Source organism: Embleya sp. NBC_00888 (genome assembly GCF_045207655.1).
Lineage (GTDB): Bacteria > Actinomycetota > Actinomycetes > Streptomycetales > Streptomycetaceae > Embleya.
Genome location: NZ_CP108784.1, coordinates 4,442,073 through 4,464,240, shown reverse-complemented (window position 1 = coordinate 4,464,240; position 22,168 = coordinate 4,442,073). Strand labels below are relative to the sequence as shown.

Annotated in this window: 22 protein-coding genes and 2 tRNA genes; 8 read left to right on the top strand and 16 right to left on the bottom strand. The window is 68.5% G+C overall.

Annotation, left to right across the window (positions count from 1 at the left end):
* Positions 1–212 precede the first annotated feature (212 nt).
* The 6 genes from OG948_RS18655 to OG948_RS18630 all read left to right on the top strand — a co-directional run bounded on the left by OG948_RS18655 (position 213) and on the right by OG948_RS18630 (position 5,632).
* A complete protein-coding gene (locus OG948_RS18655; protein ID WP_406297630.1) occupies positions 213–506 on the top strand; it encodes a hypothetical protein in 294 nt (97 codons plus the stop codon).
* Positions 507–599: 93 nt separating this feature from the next.
* A complete protein-coding gene (locus tag OG948_RS18650) occupies positions 600–1,043 on the top strand; it encodes a glycine-rich domain-containing protein (protein WP_406297629.1) in 444 nt (147 codons plus the stop codon).
* 97 nt (positions 1,044–1,140) lie between these two features.
* Entirely contained in the window at positions 1,141–2,025 is an 885-nt protein-coding gene (locus tag OG948_RS18645; protein ID WP_406297628.1) for a phosphotransferase family protein, read from the top strand.
* A gap of 1,458 nt (positions 2,026–3,483) precedes the next feature.
* A complete protein-coding gene (locus OG948_RS18640) occupies positions 3,484–3,930 on the top strand; it encodes a transposase (protein WP_331769178.1) in 447 nt (148 codons plus the stop codon).
* The gene (locus tag OG948_RS18635) at positions 3,927–4,943 is read left to right on the top strand and encodes an IS3 family transposase (protein ID WP_331769179.1); all 1,017 of its coding nucleotides are present in this window, start codon (positions 3,927–3,929) and stop codon (positions 4,941–4,943) included. Before OG948_RS18640 ends, OG948_RS18635 begins: the two co-directional genes overlap by 4 nt.
* A gap of 604 nt (positions 4,944–5,547) precedes the next feature.
* Positions 5,548–5,632, top strand: a tRNA-Ile gene (locus OG948_RS18630).
* Positions 5,633–5,761: 129 nt separating this feature from the next.
* On the opposite strand, the gene OG948_RS18625 is transcribed toward OG948_RS18630, so the two are convergent.
* From OG948_RS18625 to OG948_RS18595, 7 genes are all read right to left on the bottom strand, one after another.
* Positions 5,762–6,157, bottom strand: coding sequence for a hypothetical protein (locus OG948_RS18625; RefSeq protein ID WP_406297627.1), 396 nt, complete (start codon positions 6,155–6,157; stop codon positions 5,762–5,764).
* 241 nt (positions 6,158–6,398) lie between these two features.
* Positions 6,399–7,178, bottom strand: coding sequence for a class E sortase (locus tag OG948_RS18620; protein ID WP_406297626.1), 780 nt, complete (start codon positions 7,176–7,178; stop codon positions 6,399–6,401).
* Positions 7,179–7,243: 65 nt separating this feature from the next.
* Positions 7,244–8,227 carry a class E sortase gene (locus OG948_RS18615; RefSeq protein ID WP_406297625.1) on the bottom strand — a complete coding sequence of 328 codons (984 nt, stop codon included), beginning with the start codon at positions 8,225–8,227 and terminating at the stop codon, positions 7,244–7,246.
* A gap of 500 nt (positions 8,228–8,727) precedes the next feature.
* Positions 8,728–9,366: an aminodeoxychorismate/anthranilate synthase component II gene (locus OG948_RS18610; protein WP_395867720.1), complete on the bottom strand. Its 639-nt coding sequence runs from the start codon at positions 9,364–9,366 to the stop codon at positions 8,728–8,730.
* Positions 9,363–9,575 (bottom strand): hypothetical protein, encoded by a 213-nt coding sequence (locus OG948_RS18605; RefSeq protein WP_395867985.1) that lies wholly within the window; start codon positions 9,573–9,575, stop codon positions 9,363–9,365. The genes OG948_RS18610 and OG948_RS18605 overlap by 4 nt, the downstream gene beginning before the upstream one ends.
* Before the next feature lie 88 nt (positions 9,576–9,663).
* Positions 9,664–10,356 (bottom strand): class E sortase, encoded by a 693-nt coding sequence (locus OG948_RS18600; protein ID WP_406297624.1) that lies wholly within the window; start codon positions 10,354–10,356, stop codon positions 9,664–9,666.
* Positions 10,357–10,405: 49 nt separating this feature from the next.
* Positions 10,406–11,155 carry a DUF881 domain-containing protein gene (locus OG948_RS18595; RefSeq protein ID WP_395867962.1) on the bottom strand — a complete coding sequence of 250 codons (750 nt, stop codon included), beginning with the start codon at positions 11,153–11,155 and terminating at the stop codon, positions 10,406–10,408.
* A 130-nt stretch (positions 11,156–11,285) separates the two neighbouring features.
* Between OG948_RS18595 and crgA the strand changes: the two genes are divergently transcribed.
* Positions 11,286–11,537, top strand: a complete 252-nt coding sequence (crgA, locus tag OG948_RS18590; protein WP_020557121.1) for a cell division protein CrgA — start codon at positions 11,286–11,288, stop codon at positions 11,535–11,537.
* A 183-nt stretch (positions 11,538–11,720) separates the two neighbouring features.
* On the opposite strand, the gene OG948_RS18585 is transcribed toward crgA, so the two are convergent.
* Positions 11,721–12,602, bottom strand: coding sequence for a rhomboid family intramembrane serine protease (locus OG948_RS18585; RefSeq protein WP_406297623.1), 882 nt, complete (start codon positions 12,600–12,602; stop codon positions 11,721–11,723).
* Between the two features lie 62 nt (positions 12,603–12,664).
* The gene (locus OG948_RS18580; RefSeq protein ID WP_406297622.1) at positions 12,665–13,195 is read right to left on the bottom strand and encodes a peptidylprolyl isomerase; all 531 of its coding nucleotides are present in this window, start codon (positions 13,193–13,195) and stop codon (positions 12,665–12,667) included.
* 201 nt (positions 13,196–13,396) lie between these two features.
* Between OG948_RS18580 and OG948_RS18575 the strand changes: the two genes are divergently transcribed.
* Positions 13,397–13,999 (top strand): DUF5324 family protein, encoded by a 603-nt coding sequence (locus OG948_RS18575; protein ID WP_406300289.1) that lies wholly within the window; start codon positions 13,397–13,399, stop codon positions 13,997–13,999.
* A gap of 111 nt (positions 14,000–14,110) precedes the next feature.
* On the opposite strand, the gene OG948_RS18570 is transcribed toward OG948_RS18575, so the two are convergent.
* From OG948_RS18570 to OG948_RS18540, 7 genes are all read right to left on the bottom strand, one after another.
* A tRNA-Ala gene (locus OG948_RS18570) sits at positions 14,111–14,183 on the bottom strand.
* 135 nt (positions 14,184–14,318) lie between these two features.
* Entirely contained in the window at positions 14,319–14,456 is a 138-nt protein-coding gene (locus OG948_RS18565) for a DLW-39 family protein (protein WP_020557117.1), read from the bottom strand.
* 233 nt (positions 14,457–14,689) lie between these two features.
* Positions 14,690–16,588, bottom strand: a complete 1,899-nt coding sequence (pknB, locus tag OG948_RS18560) for a Stk1 family PASTA domain-containing Ser/Thr kinase (protein WP_406297621.1) — start codon at positions 16,586–16,588, stop codon at positions 14,690–14,692.
* Positions 16,589–16,794: 206 nt separating this feature from the next.
* Positions 16,795–18,324 carry a peptidoglycan D,D-transpeptidase FtsI family protein gene (locus tag OG948_RS18555; RefSeq protein WP_406297620.1) on the bottom strand — a complete coding sequence of 510 codons (1,530 nt, stop codon included), beginning with the start codon at positions 18,322–18,324 and terminating at the stop codon, positions 16,795–16,797.
* A gap of 34 nt (positions 18,325–18,358) precedes the next feature.
* The gene (locus OG948_RS18550; protein ID WP_406297619.1) at positions 18,359–20,032 is read right to left on the bottom strand and encodes an FtsW/RodA/SpoVE family cell cycle protein; all 1,674 of its coding nucleotides are present in this window, start codon (positions 20,030–20,032) and stop codon (positions 18,359–18,361) included.
* Positions 20,033–20,042: 10 nt separating this feature from the next.
* Entirely contained in the window at positions 20,043–21,623 is a 1,581-nt protein-coding gene (locus tag OG948_RS18545) for a PP2C family protein-serine/threonine phosphatase (RefSeq protein ID WP_406297618.1), read from the bottom strand.
* A gap of 5 nt (positions 21,624–21,628) precedes the next feature.
* Entirely contained in the window at positions 21,629–22,165 is a 537-nt protein-coding gene (locus tag OG948_RS18540; protein WP_395867704.1) for an FHA domain-containing protein, read from the bottom strand.
* Between the last annotated feature and the right edge of the window lie 3 nt (positions 22,166–22,168).

Here is a 22,168-nt window from a genome sequence, read left to right as displayed (position 1 = left end):
CCAGGGCGTTCGATCCCGGTGTGCCGTGTCGATCCACCCTTGCGACACGGCACACCGGGCACCAGCCAAGGGAGAAACGGGCTCATGAGCCGTGACGGACCGCTGACGCCGCGAGAAGTCGCCCACCGGGCCGCCATCGTGCGGCGGGCGCATCGCTGGTATCTCGCTCGCGCGGGGGCGTGGTTCCCGGCTTCCCGCCGAGGAACCACGTCGTGACCCGCGCCGGATTCGTCGTGAACGCGACCGGCGACGTCGTACCGGTGATCGAGGCACGCACCCTGCCGCCCCGCGAGCAACTTCGCCAGGTGCCCGAGCGGATCAAGGTCGGCGATTGGGTCGCACCGCGACCCGGCATGGGCCACGACGCCTACCCCGCCGGATGGGTCGAGCGGGCCGAGGACTGCCACGGGCTCGACCACGACCAGGTCGTCATGGTGCTTCCGCCGAGCGGCATGCCGTACATGCTCAAGGGTTCCGAGTTGTACCGGGCCAAGCCGCCGAGCTGACCCCCCACAGGCCCCCGCCCGGATGTTCGGGAGAGCTTCCGGGCGGGGTTTGCAAGGCATCCCGAAGCACACCTAGCGAAAGGTGGAACGAGCATGACAAGCACCGTCACACCGAACGCCGTTGCGGGGGCTCATGTTCCCGAAGCGGTACGCGCGAGGTTGGTTGCTCGAATCCGCGCGGACCGTCCCGAGATCGGCGCCGAACTCGCCGACCGGATCGTGACCGGAACCGGCGTGTTCCTCGCGGCCAGCGCGACACACCCCGCGGTGCGCATGACGCCCTCGGCTCTGGTTGACGTCGGTTGGCACGCGTGGGTGCTCCACACGGTCGACTACGCCGAGTACTGCGACTGGATCGGCCGGTTCGTTCAGCACGTGCCGGACAACGCACCGCGCACCATGGCGCAGGGTCGGGCCGAAGTCGTTCGCACGGCCGCGGTGATCAAGGCGGCCGGCTTCGAGGTCGATGCCGAACTGTGGGCGGTTGCCGCGGCCGACTGCTCCCAGTGCCACGCGGGATGCCACGACAGCCCGTGACCACACGTAGGTGAGAAGCGCCCCCGCACCGGGATTGTGGCGGGCGGGGGCGCCCATTCGTTCATCCCGCCCACCCTGAAGCGAGAGAGCATTGACCATGCCCCGTCGCCATGCCTGGACCGAGCTGCCCGAGTCGGTCTGGGAGAAGATCCGGCAGTACACCGGCCCCGTGCTTTCGATGCACGCCCCCGAGTTCGGCAAGTCGTCGGAGTTCTCGGCGACGCTCGAAACGCGGGATGGCCGGGTGTTCTGCAAGGGGGTTCGTGCGGACCGGCCGTACGCGTGGACGCACCGCAACGAAGCCGCCGTCGCGCCGTTCCTGCCCGTGTCGCTCGCCCCTGCGCTGCTGTGGAGTGTGGTGCAGGACGGATGGCACATGCTCGGGTTCGAGTACGTGCCCGGACGGTACCCGTCGCTGTCGCCGACGTCCGGCGACTTGGATGTGATCGGCGACCTGGTCGTCACGATGGCCGAGACGTTGACGCCGTGTCCCTCCGCCGCGCTCCACTCGATCGCCGACCGATGGGGCGCCGCCCCCGGTTGGGCTGCGGTCTACACGAAGTCACCCGACGACCTTGATCCCTGGGCGCGCGTGAACATAGGGGTGCTCGCGACGCTTGAGCGGGGCGCATCGTTGGACGGGGACACCCTCGTTCATTCCGATCTGCACCCGGCGAACATGCTTGCCAAGGACGACCGGGTGCGCGTGATCGATTGGGCATGGTCGGCGCGAGGTGCCGCGTGGATCGATGCCGCTTACGTGGTTGTCCGCCTCATGCACGAAGGCCACACGCCCGAAGCGGCCGAAGCGTGGGCGATGCACGTGCCGGCTTTCGCGAAGGCGCCCGACCGGGTGATCGACGCGTTCGCCGTGAAGCTGTCCGGGATGTGGGAGTTCATTACCCGATCCTCCCGGGCACGGCCGCACTCCCGGGCACTCGCCGACACCGCCCGGGAATGGGCCCGATACCGGCTCGACTGACACCACGACCCACGAACGAAGCGCCCGGGGGCCGTCGCCTAACGGCCCCCGGGCTGAGCCGATCAGCGTTTCCCTGAAGAGGAGCTGACAAGCCGTGACAGAGCCTATTGCCCGCTTACTCGCATGGGTGCTCGGACGTCCCACCCCGATGCGCGCGACCGGTGCACACCGCAGCGGCCGACTGAACCGCCTGCGCCCTGCCGGACCGGGCAGGCCCAAGCACGCGCGGGAGGTGACCACCGGCACTTGGGGCAGCTTTCCCCCACCGGCGCCCCAAGCTGCCGAAGTCGTCGAACCGGCTGAAGCCGCGGTCACTCTGCCCGAGTTGGAAGAGCCCGGCCATCTGTTCATCCGTCCGTATGTGACCCGGCTTTGGGAGGAGCGAGCCCGGAAACAGCGCGAGGAGGATGCGCGCTGGGCGCGGCGCAACGACGCGCGGCAGCCGTACAGGGATCGCGACGGGACGCAGCCGCAACCGCTGGTGAGGGCGCCGGCTTGCCGTACACCATCACCATGTCGGAGGTGGCCTACGCGTGATTCACGCACCGTCGTACCGCCACTGCTGCCGATGTCCGAGGAAGAACCGGGCTTGTCCCGGTGCAGGTGATCGAGTCCGGCCGAGGTGGGTCCGGCTGGACCCTGTACGCGTGTTCACAGCACGCCCCGGACTTTCCGCCCCTGCCCGTGCCGATCGCGTGACACGAGGCTGACTCGATGCCGCTCCTCACGCTCTCGTTCTAGCTGTCCGGTTGCCCCGTCCGGCTGCGTGATTGGACGGGGCTTCCCCTAATTCGATTACAGGGCTCGGGTGTGTCAGCTCGATCGGGGAGCACCATCGGAGTCGACCTTCTCCCTCAAGAGGTCGGCGAGTCCCAAATTATGAGACTCACGACTGTGCTGTCGTTGGAGGATGGCGTGAAGGACGATATGACCCCGTAGCGCCCTTTGCTTGTCTTGATACAAGCAGGAGTTCCTGCTTCGAGCGTCAGGTGGCTTGCTCCGAGAGCTGCCACCGCCCTTGCGCAACTATCAGACGTGGCTGTCTGCCCCCTCGGCAGGTTCGCCACGCCGTTCCCGCTCCCGTACACGACCGGAGCAGTGGGTTTGGAGACGGTTCGCCTGATATCCGTATCGTTGTCCAGCCACTGCTGTACTCGGCCACCTACTGTGTCGAGATCTGCATTGCCCAGACGGACGTCACCCTGCCAGAAGACCGTGCCTGGCAGTTTGGCGGCCGATGGCGTACTGGGTGTTGTACCGGGCTGGGTGATTTCAGAGGTCTGGGTGGATGGAATCTGGCCCTTGGCAGTGGGCTCAGAGAGACGCACTGTTTGAGTAATAGTTGCCGTTATGGTGACTTGTGGATTTTCGGCGACTCCCTCCCTGTCAGACTCTCGTGAGACATGAGGACAATCGACTCTTCTGTTGTTAGTAGGGCGAGAACAGGATCTTTCGAGCGTGACGCTGAGTAGTGTCGACCTTGAGGCCGGTGTGGCCGATGATGAGGCCGTGGGCAAGAAGAAGCGCGGTCCCCGCGCGGGCGGGCCGAAGCGGCGGTCCTTCACCCCGGAGTACAAGCTTCGGATCGTGGAGGAGTACGAGCGGCTGACCGAGCCCGGCGCGAAGGGCGCGCTGCTGCGCCGGGAGGGGCTGTATCACTCGCACATCATCGACTGGCGGACCGCCCGGGACGCCGGCGCGCTGGATGCGCTGGCCGCGAAGCCGTCCGGACCGACGGGCAAGAGCGCAGCCGAGAAGGAGGCCGAGCGGCTGCGGGCGGAGAACGAGAAGCTGGCCGCCGAGCTGGCCAAGTCCCAGAGGGCGCTGGCCATCCTGGGAAAAGCACACGAGCTCTTGGAACTGCTCTCCGGGAGCGAGGACTCCGAGCCCAAGCGGACGAAGTGATCACTGAGGCGTTCGCCGCCCTGGAGCCGGTCGTCGGGATCAAGCCGGCCTGCGAGCTGACCGGCCGCTCGCGGGCCACCGTCTACCGGCAGCGCCATCCCAAGCCCCGCGTGGCCGGGCCGCGCCGGGCGCCGGCAGCTCACCCCGCGGCCCTGTCCGAGCTGGAACAGGCACGGGTCCTCGGCGTGCTGCGCTCGCAGCGGTTCGTGGACAAGTCGCCGGCGCAGATCTGGGCCACCTTGCTGGACGAGGGCACCTACCTGTGCTCGATCTCCACGATGTACCGGCTGCTGCGCGAGCACGGGGAAGTCCGCGAGCGCCGCGCGCAGGCCACCCACCCGCCCCGGGCCAGGCCCGAGCTGGTGGCCAACGGCCCCAGCCAGGTGTGGACCTGGGACGCCACCAAGCTCAAGGGCCCGGACCGCGGGATGTACTACGACCTGTTCGTGATGCTCGACATCTACTCCCGCAAGGCGGTCCACTGGCTCGTCGTGCCGCGCGAATCGGCCGCACTGGCGAAGGAGTTCATCGAAGACGCCTTCCGCGCCAACGGCGGCGTCGTCCCGGACGTAATCCACGCCGACCGGGGCACCTCGATGACCTCCAAACCGGTCGCCCAGCTGCTCGCCGACCTGAACATCGTCCGCTCGCACTCGCGGCCACGCGTGTCCAACGACAATCCGTACTCGGAAGCAAACTTCAAGACCTTGAAGTACTGCCCGGTCTTCCCCGACCGGTTCGGCTCACCGGCCGACGCCCGCGCCTTCTGCCAGCGGTTCTTCACCTACTACAACAACGTCCACCGGCACTCCGGCATCGGACTGCACACCCCCGCATCCGTCCACGACGGCACCGCGGTGACGATCCGAGCACGGCGGGCCGACGTCCTGGCCGACGCCTACGCCACCAACCCGCACCGGTTCCGCCGAAGACCGACGCCACCCCGCCTCCCGAAGGCGGCCTGGATCAACCAACCCGCCAAGGAGGAGCATCAGGAAGAACCCGCAGCCTGACGTGTCTCACCGGAATTGACAGGCACCGACTTTATCTTGTACTTGGCAGCCGCCGAAAAATCCTGTGCCAAGCGCGATCAGGGCTGTTGCCAAACCCACGATGCTCGTTGCCTGGTCCCAAATGCTGCCTTTGCCGTCAGGCGGTTGAGGCGTGAAATTACCTTGCGCCGGCCTTGGCATGTGACCCCCCTCACATCGCCGTAAGCAGCTCATCATGGACCTCCGGGAGAGGCTGCCGCAGGTGATTGACGCAACCGTTGCTGGGGGCTCCACATGAAGGGCTCGTCAGTCCGAGTTGGATCAAGCCCTTGTCGATCACGTTCGCGCGTGAGCAGGATGGCGATGACATTTTCAGACAGGGACGATCCGACGAACTGAGCCTGTTCGTGGTCTGTGATGCCGGGACGACGGTCCGGTGTGTTCATGAGCGCGTCAGGCTTGCCTGTAGCGTTCGGCGTTACTTTGCCGGGGTGGTGTACGTGCCCACCGCGGTCCTGTGCGAGTCGATCCTCTCCCATATATGTAGGGGAGATTTAGGGGCGAGCAACCAAGCGGAACGAGCCGGAACGCGTCGCAACGCAAGCCATCTGCCGTGTGACCAAAGGGGCCCGTGCGTCTGCGCAGCTCAGAGGGGTGCGCGAGCATCCCTGATAAGGAAGAGGCCACAGGTTCAAGTCCTGTTAGGCCCACTTCGGCGTAAGCAGCTCAAGGGCCCTTCCCCTGATTCGGGGAAGGGTCCTTTGAGCGTTTCCGGGGTCGAATAGGGGCGGGGCGCCGCCCCCCGCGGCGTGGAGTTCCGCGGGGATCGAGGAGACGCGCTAGGTGCGTTCGAGGAGGGTGCGGAGTCGTAGTCCTACTGCGTCGACGACGTCCTGGGGATACCAGGGGCTGCCTCTGTCGCGGAAATGGAACCAGTCGTCGTGTGGGCCGGGTACGTCCAGAACCTTGAGTCGGCTGTGGGTGTAGACGACTTCGCCGAAGGGTTTCGCGGACCAGCGTGTTCGGACCGCGTCGCAGGCAAGCTCCACCATTTCGATGGTGACCTTCCACGCCTCGGGCGGGCCCTGCGGGCGCAGGAGCAGTACGACATCGGCGCCGTCGAGTCGGGGCGCGAGTTGCTCGGCCCATGCTGCGGATTCGCCGGTCCGCGGCATGGCTCCGGCGTCGATGGTGACGTCGTCGCACCGCAACCCGAGGCGGCGGACATTCTCCACGAGCCACATCCGTATCCGGTCACTCGGGAAGGACGGCCGTGTGCCGAGGGAGACCAGCGCGACCAAGGGGCGGTCTCCCGGCAAAGGCGAATCGGCTTCGCTCCGCCTGCCGCCGCGCCACGGCCATCGTCTCCAGAGCATGAGCGAGGATGTTACAGCCGATGGCCCGTGGCGTCTGTTGGGATCAAGCCGTCGTTCTCGGTCGGGCGGGGTGGCGTGGGTCGGGCCGTCCCTTGGTGGGTCAGTTGCGCAGGGCGGCCGGCTTGGTGTTGCCGACCTTGGCTTCGGTGACGGTGAGTTCGCCCCAGTAGATCATTCGGTTTCGCGAGGTGAACTCCGGATCGCACGTGGTCAGGGTGATCAGCCGGCGGCCGGCCGGGCCGCCCAGGTCCGGGGGGCGTGCGGTGAGCACCGAGCCGTTGGAGGGCTTGGTGATGAACGGGCCCTTGACGATCGTGTACGTGAACCACTGGGTCTTGGTCTCCACGACCACCTTGTCGCCCGCCTTGAGCTTGTTCAGGTGGCGGAACGGCTCGCCGTGGCCGTTGCGGTGCCCGGCGAGGCCGAAGTTGCCCGCGCCGCCCGGGCCGACGTAGGGCGGGTAGGTGTAGTGGCCGACGCCCTTCGAGAGCGACGCCAGGCTGGAGCCCTCGATGATCGGCTTGAACCAGTCCGAGCCGAGCCGGGGGATCCACAGGACGGCCATCGTGTCGCCGCGGATGCTGCCGCGCGAACCGGGCACCTGCTGACCGTCCTTGCCGCCGTCCGTGCTCACGTCGGTGGGGCCGGTGAGGATGTCGGTCGGCGACTGCGCCAAGGGCGCCTCCGGTTGTGCCTCCGGCGCGCCGGAGGTGCCCGCCCGGGCCCAGTCCTTGCGGAGCTGGTCCACTTCGCTGCGGGCCTCGGCGCGGGCCTCGAAGTTGGTCCAGTAGAGCTGGTGTACACACAGCAGCAGCCCGACCAGGCCGAGTGTCAGGAGCAGTTCCGCCCCGACGCGAATCGTTTTGCGTACAACGCCCATGGGTCGACAGCTTGGCATAGACAAGCAGTTAGGTCAGGACCCGGAGGTCGGAATGTGACGTGTTCTCACTTGGCCGCGAGCAGTGCGTCCGGCTTGCCCTGCGATCGGGGCCGCTCCTCCTCCAGGTGTCCCCAGACGATCAGGCGGTATGTGGACGCTCCGTCGGGAGTGCACGTGGTCAGCGTGATGTAGCGGCCGGCCTTCTTGTACGGGCCCTTGTCCGGGATCGGGTCGATCACCTCGATGTGCTGCGGCGAGGTTTCCGGCAGGTCGGCGTCGACGGTGTACGTGAAGTACGTCGTCGCGGTCTCCACGACGATCTTGTCGCCGGGCTTGAGCTTGTTGATGTAGCGGAACGGCTCGCCGTGCCCGTTGCGGTGCGCGGCCACCGCGAAGTTGCCCTGGGCGTCCCACGGCATCGCGGTCTGCGGGTCCGTGTAGTGGCCCACCAGGCCGTTGTTGAGCACCTTGGCCCGATCGGTGCCCTCGGCCACCGCCTGCTTCTCCATCCCGATCCGCGGGATGTACAACAGCGCGAACCCCTTGTTCGGCGCGACGTATTGGCCGGGGTTGCGCGGGTCGACCACCTGACCGGGCGTGTTGTTCCAGTTCTGCTGTATGTCGTGCGCCTCGTCCCGGGCCTTCTCCGCCGCCACGATGTTCGTCCACCAGGTCAGGTAGACCACGTACAGCACCAGCAGCACGCCCACTGTCATGGCGAGTTCGCCGACGAGTCGGGCACCGGCGGTCAGCACCTGCGAGCCCACCGACGGCTTGGCCGCCCGGCGCCGCGCGGCCCGACCGGCACCCTCGGCGACCGCCGGGCGGTCGGCGGCTCCTCGGCCGCCCTTCTTCCGCTGCGCCTTGCGCCGGGCCGCCCGGCCACCGGAGACGGTCGCGCCGCCGGCCGAGGTGCTCTGCACGGCCGCGGCGCTCGGTACGCGGGGCAGGACGGACGTGGCACCCGAGGACGGGTCGTGCGCGGAGTCGAGTGCCGGAGCCGGCGTCGGGCCCGCGATCGCCGTTCCCGCGTCCTCCCGAAACCACACACCGGGGTCGGCCGCGGCGGCGGCCGACGAAGGCTCGACACCCGCCGGCCCGAGGGCCCGTGGCCCCGGCGCCGCGGGCCCCAACGCTCCCGGCCCCGGCGTCCCGGGCCCCAACGCCCTGTGCCTCGGCGTGCCGGGTCCCGATACCCCGGGCCCCGGAACCCCGGGTCCCGGAGCTCCGTGGAACGCGTCCGCGGGCGCCCCCGTCGGCGGCCGGACCGGGCTACCCGTCGGCGGCCGAAGCGGGTTCCCGGTGGGCGGCCGAAGCGGGCTACCCGTCGGCGGCGGAAGCGGGTTTCCCGCCGCCGCCTCGGCCTGTCGGGCCTGCGCGGCCCGCCGCCGGGCCGCGCGGCCACCCGGAATCGGCTCGGAAACGGCGGGAAGGGCCGCTGTGGGCGGTGCGGCGAAGCCGGGCTCCACCAGGTCGCCCGCATACGTTCCGGGCGCGTACGGGGCGATCTCGGCCGATCCGTACCCACCGTCGGGTATCGGGGCCTCGCTCAGGCCGGGAGCGGCGTGCGCCCGACGACGGGAGCCAGTCCCGCCGAGCGGGTCGGCGCCGTCGGGTCCCCGCATGTCACCAGCCAGTTCGCCAGCATCCGGTGGCCGTACTCCGTCAGCACCGACTCCGGGTGGAACTGCACGCCTTCGACCGGTCGGTCGCGGTGCCGCAGGCCCATGATCACGCCGGTCTCGGTCCATGCGGTCACCTCCAGTTCGGCCGGAATCGTGTCCGGGTCCACCGCGAGCGAGTGATAGCGCGTCGCGGTGAACGGCGACGGCAGGCCGGCGAAAACGCCCGACCCCTCATGCAGCACGGGACTGGTCTTGCCGTGCAGCAGCTCGGGTGCCCGGCCAACGGTAGCGCCGTGCGCCGCCGCGATGGACTGCATCCCCAGGCACACCCCGAAGACCGGCACCCGGCCGCCCTCGCGACGGACCATCTCCATGCAGATCCCGGCGCCCTCGGGCGTCCCGGGACCGGGCGAGAGCAGGACGCCGTCGAACTCCTCGGCCTCTTCCACGGTCACCGCGTCGTTGCGGCGGACCTCGCAGGTCGCGCCGAGTTGGTAGAGGTACTGCACGAGGTTGAAGACGAAGCTGTCGTAGTTGTCCACGACGAGAATGCGCGCGCTCATCCGGGCAGCCCTCCCGGCAGGGTCGTGGGTGAGGTCGCACCGGTCGCACCGGCCGGGCGCGGCGCGCCGGGACCGGTGGTGTTCGTGACGCTGTCCTGATCCACCGTCACATCGCTGAACGGCAACAGGGGTTCCGCCCACGGGAAGACCCACGTGAACAGCGCGTACACGATCGCCAACACCAGGAGCAGGGAGATCAACAGCTTCACCCACGCGTTCCCCGGCAGAGTGCGCCAGATCCAGCCGTACATCAGGCCCAGGCCCTCTCTCGCTCGCCGCCCGCGCGGCTCGACTCGCTCATCCCCGCAACGCCGCCGGCTTGCCGGCCGCCAACGGAGTGCGCGACTCCAGGTGGCCCCAGACGATCAACCGGTGCGTGCTGCCGAACTCAGGTTCGCAGGTGGTCAGGGTGATGTACTTCCCGGCCGTCGTATAGGCCTTCTCCGGCACCGGGTCGAGCACGTGCACGTCCTCGGGGATGGTCTTCAGGACCGCCTTGTCACCGGAGAGGCTGACCGGCTTGTCGATCGAGTAGACGAACCACTCGGTGATGCCCTCGATCACGATCTTGTCGCCCACCTGCAACTTGGGCACGTTCAGGAACGGGTCGCCGTAGGTCTTGCGGTGCCCGGCGATCGCGAAGTTGCCGTCCTCGCCCGCCTGCGCGCTGCCCTTGTACCAACCCAGGCCCTTCTGCAGTTCCTTCGGCGTGACCCCGGGCCGGATCGTCTTGTACCAGTCGCTCCCGAACCGCGGCACGTACATGGTGCCGAACGGCTCGCCGTCCTCGTACGGGGCCTGCCGGGGCGTCTGCGCGACCGGCACGTTCTCGGGCGCCGCCGCCACGGTCCGCTTGCGCGCCTCGTCGAGCTTGTGCATCTCGTCGGCGCGCGCCCGATCGGCCAGTACTCCGGTCCAGTAGAGCTGATAGACGACGAACAGCAGGATGACGACGCCCAGTGTGATGAAGACCTCCCCGAGGCCCCGCATCGTGGTCCGCAACACTGTCGTCAGACTCCCCTCGGTTCACCGCTGCCGATCACGTCCCGGAGACTTTCGCATACTCCAGGCCCAGCGGGCCCGTGTACCCCGGCGCGTCCAGGCGCTTCTTGTCCTCGACCTTCCAACCGAGTCCGAACGCCTCGACGTAGTCGGTGTAGTTGGACACGCTCTTGCTCTCGTCCAGGGCGCGCCGCAGGGCACCGGTGTCGCCCACCGCCGAGATCACGTACGGCGGCGAGTACACCCGACCGTGCAGGATCAGCGTGTTGCCGACACACCGCACGGCGGACGTGGCCACGATGCGCTGGTCCATGATCTGGATCGCCCGCGCGCCGCCGCTCCACAGCGCGTTCACCACGCCCTGGATGTCCTGCTGGTGCACCACCAGGTCGTCCGCGGTGGGCTCGCGCACCCCGGGCACCCGCGACTTCGCGTCCGGCGGCGCGTCGGTCAGGGTCACGGTCAGACCCTCGCCGGACACCGGGGTGACTCCGGCCGGGTCCGCGACCGCGTCGATCCGGCCGCGTGCCTGGGGGTCGTTGGCCTGCTCCTGGACCAGCGAGTCGACGTCCCGCTGCAGCTTGGACAGGTCGTGCTGGGCACTCTCGTTGCGCCGGCCCTGGTCCCGGATCACGTCGGACAGCCGAAGCATCTGCGCGTCGCTGCGCAGATTGGTGCCGTGCGAGGTGTCGGCGCTGATCCAGAACAGCAGACCGGCCAGGGCGAACACCACAAGAGCGGACAACCGGGGTACGATCGCACGCCAAGACATCCCGGACGGCCGCATGGCGGACATACGCACGTCGCCGTACCCTCCTTCCGGACCTGACAGCGACTACGCTAACCGACACATCACCGGATCGTGTCGCGTGTGCTGCGCACCCACTCGTCCGGCTACATCGACAGGAGAGACTCTCGTGCCGAAGTCCCGGATCCGTAAGAAGGACGACTTCACCCCGCCGCCGCCCAAGAAGACGACCATAAAGCTGGACTCGCGCCGCTGGGTGGCGCCGTTCATGCTGGCTCTCTTCGCGATCGGCCTGCTGTGGATCGTGGTCTTCTACGTGACCGACATGCGCTTCCCGGTCGAGTCCCTGAAGAACTGGAACATCGTCGTCGGCTTCGGCTTCATCGCCGCCGGCTTCGGCGTCTCCACGCAGTGGAAGTAGCGCGTCGGCGCAGCTCAGCGGGTTTTCCCGGGAAGACTCCACAGAGTTATCCACAGTGGGGATAACCGAGCAGATCCTGTGGATAACCCCTTACGGTCCAACGAGTGACCGGGATGCGGGTAACGGCTTGCATCCCGGATTCATCACTGTGGGTCATTAAGCAGATTCATCGTGTGACCTCGATCAGGTGATCTGTGCGGTCCTGATCAGCACGATCGCCACGATGATCGCGGTCACCGCGAGCACGGTCCCCACCTGGATCAGCGTGCGATTGCGCTGCGGTGCGTAGACCATGCCGATCGCGGTGAGAGTGCCCGCGACCAGCCCGCCCATGTGCGCGCGCCAGTCGATCGTGCTCATGTTGAGAAACGTGATCATCAGGTTGAGCGCCAGCAGGATGAGCAGCGGGCGCAGGTCGTACCGGAGCCGGCGACCGAGCACGATCATCGCGCCGAACAGCCCGAACAGTGCCCCGGAAGCGCCCAGCGAGGCCTGATGGGGGTCCGCGATCAGGTACGACAGCGCGGTGCCACCGAACGCGGAGACCAGGTACAGGGCGATGAACCGGATCCGGCCCAGCGCGGCCTCCAGCGGCGGTCCCAGCATCCACAGGCCGACCATGTTCAGCGCGATGTGCCAGATCTGCTGGTGCAGGAACGCGGCGGTGAGCAGTCGGTACCACTGACCCTCGGCGACGCCCTGCCACTCGCCGCCCATGAAGTACCGGCCGAAGAGGATCATCCGGTCGACGAACTTGTCGCCGATCACCAGGACCAGCAGGAAGACCGCGAGGTTGAGCCCGATCAGGGTCTTGGTCACGATCGCGTTCGCGTTCGCGGGCGCGACTCGGCCGCCGGCCACGGTGCGTGCCTCGCGTACCTGCCGGGTGCCCTGCCGTACGCAGTCCGGGCACTGGAAACCGACCGACGCGCTCACCATGCAATCGCCGCAGACGGGGCGCTCGCAGCGCGTGCAGCGGATGTTCGACTCGCGGTCGGGATGCCGGTAGCACACGGGCGGTCCGGCCGGACCCGCCGCGCCCGGTTGTTGCTGGTCGGGGCTCATGCTCACCTTCAGGCACGCGACGCGGGCCGGGACCCGAAGGCCCCGGCCCGCGTGCTCGGGGTTCAGGACTTGACGGTCTCGACCTCGACGGTGTTGATCACGACGTCGGAGGCCGGACGGTCGCGCATGTCGGTCTCGGTGCCGGCGATCGCGTCGACGACCTTGCGGCTCTCCGGGTCGGCGACCTCGCCGAAGATGGTGTGCTTGCGGTTCAGGTGCGGCGTGGCACCCACGGTGATGAAGAACTGGGAGCCGTTGGTGCCCGGTCCCGCGTTGGCCATCGCCAGCAGGTACGGCTTGGAGAACTGCAGATCCGGGTGGAACTCGTCGGCGAAGCGGTAGCCCGGGCCGCCGGTACCGGTGCCCAGCGGGTCACCGCCCTGGATCATGAAGCCGGAGATGACCCGGTGGAACACGGTGCCGTCGTACAGGCGCTCGGTGGTCTTCTGCCCCTTGCCCGGGTGGACCCACTCGCGCTGCCCCTGCGACAGCTCGACGAAGTTCGCGACCGTCTTCGGTGCGTGGTTCGGGTACAACCGGATGCGGATGTCCCCGTGGTTGGTCTTGATGGTGGCGAAAAGATCCTCGGCCACTGATGCGCCTTCCCTACGGTTGCACGGACGGTCTTCCTGAATCCTCGAAATCCTCGCATGCTGCGGGCGGCTCCTGCCACGAGGCCGCCCCCGGCACGGTTCCACCGTACGGATCCCGGGCGGATACGTGGCGCATGATCCAGGGATCGTCGGGAACAGATAGCGGATGAACCCGGCGAGTAGGAGGATGTCGTGACCCGCATGGATCCGGTACGTGAGGCGACCGGCAGGACCAGGGAGCGGCTCGCCCCACACGCCGCCAACGCGAAGGACGCGGCGGCCCACTACGCGGGCGCGGCTCGTGATCGAGCGGTGGAGACCACCCGCGAACGAGTGGTCCCCGCCCTGGTGCAGGCCAGGGAGAACGCCGCCCCGCGGGTGGAGCACGCGGTGGAGATGGCCCGCCACCGGGTCCGCCACGACGTGGTGCCGCGTGTGCACCTGGTGGTCGACCAGGCCCGGGAGGCGGCCGAGCCGGTCCGTGACGAGGCCCTCTCGCGGGCCGGCGCGGCGCTGTCCGTGATCAAGGGCGAGGTGACCGCGGCGGAGATCGAGAAGGTCGCCCGAAAGAAGCGGCGCCGCGGCCGAGGCCGTCGGCTCCTGCTGATCACCGCGGTCGCGGGCGGCGGCTACGTGGCCTTCACGTGGTGGCGGCGGCGCAACGCGCAGCCCGAGTGGCTGACCGACGAACCGGACGTGGCGCCGCAGGGCTCGGCGACCACGCCGACGACCGTCGAGACGCTCGACAACGAGATCAAGCCCGCCGAGGACGAGTTCCGCTCGACCACGCCGAAGACCGACTGACCGCGACCCGCGTCGACTCGCGACGGTCGACTCACGGCAGACCACGAAGGGCCCGCCGCACCGGATGGTGCGGCGGGCCCTTCGTCGTACGCACCTCGGGTGCGCGATCTGTGGAGCCTAGGGGAGTCGAACCCCTGACATCTGCCTTGCAAAGGCAGCGCTCTACCAGCTGAGCTAAGGCCCCTCGGTGCCGAACCAGATTACCGGTAATCGGGGTCGGGGTGGACATCACCTCACCCGGGGAAAGGGACGTTTCACGTGAAACGTGTCCTTCCCCCGGATGGGTTCAAGCCTTTGCGGGGTCTCCCGCAAGATCTGTTCAGCGGGTGGCAGTGCCCGCCGGAACCGCGTCCGTCGCCTCGGTCCACAGATCCTGCTCGGCCCGATCCGCCTGGATCTGGCGGTAGACCAACAGGCCACCTACAGCAGCCAAAGCCACCAGGATCAGCTTCTTCATCAGCGTGGCCTCTCCGTCCTGCGAGTGACGTTCGTGCACCTGTCCGTACGCCGGAGCGCCGCGGCCGGGTTGGGCTCGACAATAACAGGTGCACGGAGGCACCGACCAATACCGAAAGCCCCGGTCAGGCGCCGGTCGGGTGACCCGCCGGGCCGGCGGGGCGGGAGAGGCCGAGGGCCGCGGAGGCGGTTGCCTCCGCGGCCCTCGGCCCTGCCCTGTGTGGATGTCCTCGGTCAGTTGGGCCAGTTGCCGTGGCCGCCGCGGAGGTCGCCACCCATGATCGTGTTGCCGCCGCCACCACGGGAATCGCCCGTGGACGGTGGCGGAGTGGTGGCACCGCCGGTGTTGCCGCCGGGGCTGCCCGAGGAGGGCGGCGGCGACGAGGTGGCCGGCTGCGGGCCCTTGGAGACGGTCAGGTTGATCGTGTTGCCCTCGGTGACCTTGCCACCCGGGTTCTGGCTCTGCTTGAGCACCGTGCCCACCGGCTTGTCCGCGCTGAACTGCTCGGACTTGGTCACCTTGAGCTGCAGGTTCTCCAACTGTGCCTTGGCGTCGTCATAGGACGAGCCGACCACGTTCGGCATGTCGTGCTGCGGCTTGCCGCTGAAGATGTTGAGGGTGACCTCGTCGCCCTCGTTCGCCTCGGTGCCGGAGTCGGGGCTGGCCGAACACACGGTGTCGCGGGTGCAGTTGGTCAGCGTCTGACTGCGCTGCACCTTGGCCACCAGGCCGGCGGCCTTGAGCTTGGCCGTGGCCTCTTCCTCGGACAGCCCCTTGAGGCCGGTGGGGACGGTGGTCTTCTTCGGACCGCCGAAGGCCCAGACCTGGATCGTGTCGCCCTTCTTGGCACTCGCCCCGGCCTCGGGGGTCTGCTTGCAGATGTTCCCCTTCACGGAGCCGGCGACCTGCGGGCACTTGGAGGGATCGTCGTTCATGTTGATCTTGAAGCCGGCGTTCTCCACCGCCGTCCTGGCCTCGTCCAGGCTCTTGCCGACCAGGATCGGCGCGCTCGCCGACTTGTCCTCGTCGCCGCCCATCAGGGTCTTGCCGACGAAGAACGCGGCGACCAGGACCGCGATGCAGGCCAGCGCGAGCAGGATCCACGCGCCGCCCCGGGACTTCCCGGGCTCGTCCCGGCGCCGATCGTCGTCGTCGAGCTCGTACCGTCCGGTGTTCGGCCCCTGACCGTGCGCCGGGATGACCTGGGTCGCCCCGCCCGCGGTCGGCGGCAGGTACTGCGTCGCCGGGTCGGCCCCCATCGGCGCGGCCATCACACTCGGCGCACCCACCGGCAGCCCGTGCAGGGCCCGCTCGATGTCCGCGCGCATCTCGTCGGCACTCTGATACCGGTTGTCCGGGTTCTTCGCCAACGACTTGAGCACGATCGAGTCGATCGTCGGCGACACCTCCGGATCGAACGTGCTCGGCGGCAGCGGATCCTCGCGCACGTGCTGATAGGCCACCGCCACCGGCGAATCGCCGATGAACGGCGGACGCTCGGTGAGCAACTCGTAGAGCAGACAACCGGTGGAGTACAGGTCCGTGCGCGCGTCCACCGTCTCGCCGCGCGCCTGCTCCGGGGAGAGGTACTGCGCGGTGCCGATCACCGCCGCGGTCTGCGTCATCGTCATGCCGTTGTCGGCCATCGACCGCGCGATGCCGAAGTCCATCACCTTGACCGTGCCCTGCCGCGTCAGCATCACGTTCGCGGGCTTGATGTCGCGGTGGATGATCCCGTTGCGATGGCTGTACTCCAACGCCTGGAGCACCCCCGCCGTCATCTCCAGCGCACGCTCCGGCAACAACCGGCGGCCGGAGTGCAACAACTCGCGCAACGTCGAGCCGTCCACGTACTCCATCACGATGTACGGGATCGAGATCCCGTCGATGTAGTCCTCACCGGTGTCGTAGACCGCGACGATCGCCGGGTGGTTCAGCGAGGCGGCGGACTGCGCCTCGCGTCGGAACCGGGCCTGGAACGTAGGGTCACGGGCGAGATCGGCGCGCAGTGTCTTGACGGCCACACTGCGTCCCAGACGAATGTCACGGCCCATGTACACCTCGGCCATGCCACCACGGCCGAGGACCGCGCCGATCTCGTACCGGTCGCCGAGGCGACGCGGCTCTTCCATAACTTCCAGCCCTTCCCTTACCGGTCCACGGCCTTCGGTCTTCGGCCGGCCGAGACCGGGTCGGTTGCCCGACCGGTCCGGCGCGTTCTCCGACACGGTACCGGTGCGACGCCCCGCGGGGCCGTCACACCCGAGTCACGAGGGCACGTCGGTATCTGATTGCAGTAGTGGTCGGAGTGATCAGGTGTGCGATCGCCGGCCATGGCTCACTTCTTGACCACGGCTTCCATGATGGACTTGGCGATTGGGCCGGCGAGCTGGCCACCGGCGATGTCGTCCCGCTCGACGTTGTCGTCGGGCTCGACCACGACCGCGACGGCGATGTTCTTGCCGTCGGCGCCCTTGGCGTACGAGACGAACCACGCGTACGGCTTCTTGCCGTTGTTGAACCCCTGCTGCGCGGTACCGGTCTTGCCGCCGACCTCGACGCCCTGGATCGCGGCGGGCTTGCCGGTGCCGTCCTTGACGACGCCCTGCATCATGTCCCGCAACTGCGCCGAGACCTCGGTCGAGACGGCCTGGCTGAGCATCTGCGGCTGGGTCTTCTCCAGCACCGAGAGGTTCTGCGCACGCAACTCGTCCACCACGTACGGCTTCATCACCTTGCCGTTGTTGGCGATCGCGGCGACGACCATGGCCATCTGCATGGGCGTGGACGCCACGCTCTCCTGGCCGATCGAGGACCGCATGAGCTGTCCGCCGTCGTTGCCGCCCGGGAACAGGCTGGGCTTGACCCGGCTGGGAATGTCGAGCGGGTTGTCGTTGGCACCCTTGCCGAAGTTGTTGAAGCCGAACTTCTCGGCCTGCTCCTTCAGCTTGGCCTCGCCCACGTCGGTGCCCAGTTGGGCGAAGACCGTGTTGCAGGACAGCTCGAGTGCTCGTTGCACGGTCGCGCCGACGCATCCCGGGTGGTTCTTCTCACTCAGCCCCTGCGTCGACGACGGGTAGAACAGCGTGTCGCCCCTGAGTGGGACCGTCGGTGCCTCGTTCGGCTTGGCCTTGCCCTCGGACAGCGCCGCCGCCGCGGTGATGAGCTTGAAGGTCGAACCGGGCGGATAGGTGTACCGGATCGCCCGGTTGTCCATCGGCATCTTCGGGTCGAACTTGGTGTCCGGCTTCTTGCGGTTCTTGTCCGTGTCCAAGGTGAGCTGGTCGTACGCCTCGGCCACCTCGTTGCGGTTGTTCTGGGCCAGGACGTTCGGGTCGTAGGACGGGGTGCTGACCATCGCGAGCACCTTGCCGGTCTCCGGGTCGATCGCGACCGCGGCGCCGGTCTTGTCCTTGAGGCCGTTGTACGCGGCCTCCTGCGCCTTGGCGTTGATCGTCAGCGCGACGTTGCCGCCCCGGGTGCCCTTGTTCGTCACCGTGTCCAGCACCTTGCGGACGAACAGCCTGCTGTCCTTGCCGCTGAGGATGTCGTCGTCGATGCTCTCCAGCAGGTTCTTGCCGACGAACGGCGAGATGTAGCCGGTGACCGGCGCGTACATCGGGCCGAACTCGTACTTGCGCAGGAACTCGTACTGCTTGTCGTCGGTCTTGACCGAGCTGGTGATCGGCTTGCCCTCGACCAGGAAGTCCCCGCGCGGGTGCGAGTACTTCTCGTAGATGGCCCGTTTGTTGTGGCTGTTGGTCGCGTAGTCGTCGGCCTTGACGACCTGGACCCAGTTGGCCCGAAGCATCAGCGCCGCGACCAGGATCAGGCAGAAGACGGAGACCCGCCTCAAAGGCTTGTTCACGGTATGTCCCTCCCCTGGACGTGCGTTGCGGCCGTCACGGGTTCTGCCCGCCGGTGCCGCTCTGGCCCGGTGGGCCGTACGGAGTTCCGCCGCCGGGGTTCGGCGGGGGAACGAATGGTCTGGGTGGCGTTCCGGATCCGCCCGCGGGCGGTGTCGCGCCGGGGCCGCCGGCGGCACTGGGCACCCCGCCCGCCACGGTCAGCGCCTCGGGCGAGGCGGAACCGCCGGCCGGCGTCGAACTCGGCGTCGGCGGGGTGGGTGTGCCGGCCGCGGGGGTGCCACCGCGGTTGGAGGCGTGCGAGCCGCGCCGGGGCGCGACGCCCTCGCTCGGGTCGAACGCCCCGGCCGGTGGGGCGGGTCGGCGGGCCGTGTCGCTGATCCGGATCAGGATCGCGATCAGGGCCCAGTTGGTGATCACGGACGAGCCGCCCTGGGCCAGGAACGGCATCGTCATACCGGTCAGCGGGATCAGGCCGGTCACGCCGCCCGCGACCACGAAGACCTGGAGCGCGACCGAGACCGACAGACCGGCCGCGAGCAGCTTGCCGAACGGGTCGCGGGCGGCCAGCGACGTGCGCAGGCCGCGCTCGATCAGCAGCGCGTACACCATGAAGATGGCCATCATCCCGGCCAGGCCCAGCTCTTCGCCGACCGTGGTGAGGATGAAGTCGCTGCGCGCCGCGAAGCCGATCTCGGTCGGGTGGCCCTGGTTGAGGCCGGTACCGAGCAGACCGCCGGTGCCGTAGCCGAACAGCGCCTGGGCGAGCTGCTCGGACTGCACCGAGCCGTCGCCCTTGTAGACCGCCAACGGGTTCAGCCAGGCCGCCACGCGGTCGTGCACGTGCGGTTCGAAGGTGCCGACGATGGTCGCGCCGCCGACCGCCATGATCACGCCGAACAGCAGCCAACTCGTGCGCTCGGTGGCCACGTAGAGCATCACCACGAACAGGCCGAAGAACAGCAGCGAGGTGCCCAGGTCGCGTTCGAACACCAGGATCAGGATGCTCAGCAGCCAGACCACCACGATCGGGCCCATGTCCCGACCACGCGGGAAGTACAGCCCCATCACCTTGCGACTGGCCAGCGCGAGCGCGTCCCGCTTGGCCATCAGGTAGCCCGCGAAGAAGATCGTCAGCACGATCTTGGTGAACTCGCCGGGCTGGAAGTTGAACGGGCCGAGCCGGATCCAGATCTTGGCGCCGTACATGTCGCCGGGGAACGGGATCGGCGACACCAGCAGGACCAGCGAGAGCGCCATGAACGAGTAGGTGTAGCGCTGGAGCAGCCGGTGGTCCTTCATGATCACCACGACGCCCGCGAACAGCGCGATGCCGATCGCCGAGTACATCAACTGGGACGAGGCCGCCGCGGTGCCCTTGACGTTGTTGGGGAGGCCGATCCCCTTGACGATGTCCAGGTCGAGCCGACTGATGAACATCAGGCCCATGCCGTTGAGGAACGTGGCCAACGGCAGCAGCAGCGGGTCGGCGTACGGCGCGAACTTGCGCACCAGCAGGTGGGCGAGGCCCGCGAAGACGCCGAGGCCGAGCCCGTACTTGACCAGGCTCCCCACCGGCAGTGACCCGTCCCCCGCCAGTCCCACGTTGGCATAAGCCAGCATCGGCACCAGAACCGCGAAGCCGAGCATCATCAACTCGGTGTTGCGGCGATTCGGTGCGGCTTGGGGGGTGATCGTCGTGTTGCTCACGGCGCTCCCCTCAGTTCGTTCCGGTGGTTCCGGGCGGTCGCGGATAGCACTGCTTGGCCAGGTCGGCCTCTTCGGCGGTGAGGCCCGATCCCGGTGCCTCCGGCACCGTGGCCGGCGGTGCGGAACTCGGTGGCGCCGATCCGGTCGGCGCGCTCGGGCTCGTCGTCGACAGGCCCCTGCCCTTGCTGCCCGGTTCGGTCGGTGGCGCCGACGAGCGGCCGCTGCGCGACGCGGTGGTCGGGGTGTGCTTGCCCACCGGTGCGTTGGTCTGGAGCGCGGCCGGCGTGCCCAGGTTCTGCTGCGGGAACAGGTCCACGCTGCCGGCGGGCTGGGCGCCGGGGACGCCCTCGACCTTCTTCGCGTCGTCCGCCGCGTAGGCCCTGCGACACACGTCGGCCTGCCGCTTGAGCCGATCGATGGTGTGCCGGGCCTCGGTCAGGCTGGCCGCGTCGAGCGTGCTGTTGACCGCGTCCCGGTTGGTCTGACCGATCATCGTGAGCTTCACGTCGTCGTAGCTCTGGTACGTGCTCGCGAGGTTGAGGCCCAGGATCTTCGAGTCGATCCCCCGGTAGATCGCGACGTGGTCCCCTTTGTCGGCCACGAAGTATTGCGTCTGGGTCCAGTAGTACGCGCCGCCGAGCGCGGCCACGAGCACCGCGATACCGCCCCAGATCGGCAGGGTCCTGCGCAGCGTGGACTTCGGCTTGGGCTTGCGCCGGCTGCCCGGTTCGGAGACCAGCGCCTCGGTCTCGTACTCGCCGGCGGTCAGCTCGCGGGCCCGGGAGGCGGGTGTGGTCGGCAGGGTCGTGGTGTCGTCCACGATGCTGGCCACCGCGCCGACCACGATCGGGCTGTCCGAGGGCTGGTCGGACGGATCCACGACGTCCGCGACGATGCACGTGATGTTGTCGGGGCCACCGCCGCGCAGCGCGAGCTGGATCAGCTCCTGCACCGCGTCGTTGGGGTTGGCGTAGGTGAGGAGGGTGCCCTCCATCGTCTCCCGGCTGACCACCCCCGACAGGCCGTCGCTACAGATGAGGTAACGGTCGCCGGGGCGGGCCTCGCGCACCGACAGGTCCGGCTCGACGTGGCCGCGCCCGTCCAGGGCCCGCATCAGCAGCGAGCGCTGCGGATGGTGGTCGGCTTCCTCCTCGGTGATCCGGCCCTCGTCGACCAGGCGTTGCACCCAGGTGTGGTCCTGGGTGATCTGTTCCAGGGCGCCGTCACGCAGGAGGTAGGCACGGGAGTCGCCGATGTGGGCGAGGCCGAGTCGGCTCCCCGTCCACAACAGCGCGGTCAGCGTGGTCCCCATGCCCTCGAGCTGGGGATCGTCGTCGACCATCACACGCAGTCGGTCGTTGGCGCGATCGACCGCCGAACGCAGCGCGTCCAGCAGGTCGGCTCCGGGCACGTCCTCGTCGAGTTCGACGATGGTGGACAGGACTTCGGAGCTGGCGACTTCGCCCGCTGCCTGCCCGCCCATGCCGTCGGCGACCGCGAGCAGCCGAGGGCCGGCATAGCCGGAGTCCTCGTTGCCTTCGCGGATCATGCCCTTGTGGGATCCGGCGGCGAAGCGGAGAGAGAGGCTCATTCAGGCTACCTGCGCAGCTCGATAACGGTCTTGCCGATGCGGATCGGCGCACCGAGCGGCACGGGGGTCGGACCGGTCAGGCGCGTACGGTCCAAGTAGGTACCGTTCGTCGACCCGAGGTCTTCGACCACCCAGCTGCCGTCGGGCGCAGGGTAGATGCGGGCGTGCCGACTCGACGCGTAGTCGTCGTCGAGCACGATGGTCGAGTCGTGCGCCCGGCCGATGGTGATCTGCTGATCCGTCAGATTTATCGTCGTGCCGGTCAGCGAGCCCTCGGTGATCACCAGCTTGCTGGGGTTGTTGCGCTGGCCGCGGCGGGGCCGGGCCTGCTGCCGCTGCGGAGGCGGGGCCGGCTGCGCCTGCGAGGGCGGAGCGGCACCTCCTCCACCGGCGGCGGGCGCGGCGGTTCTGCGCCGCGCGGGTCGTTGGGTCACGCGAGTGCCGAAGAGGTCGCTACGGATCACCTGTACGGCGACGATCACGAACAACCACAGCACAGCGAGGAAACCCAACCGCATAACGGTGAGGGTCAGCTCAGACATGCG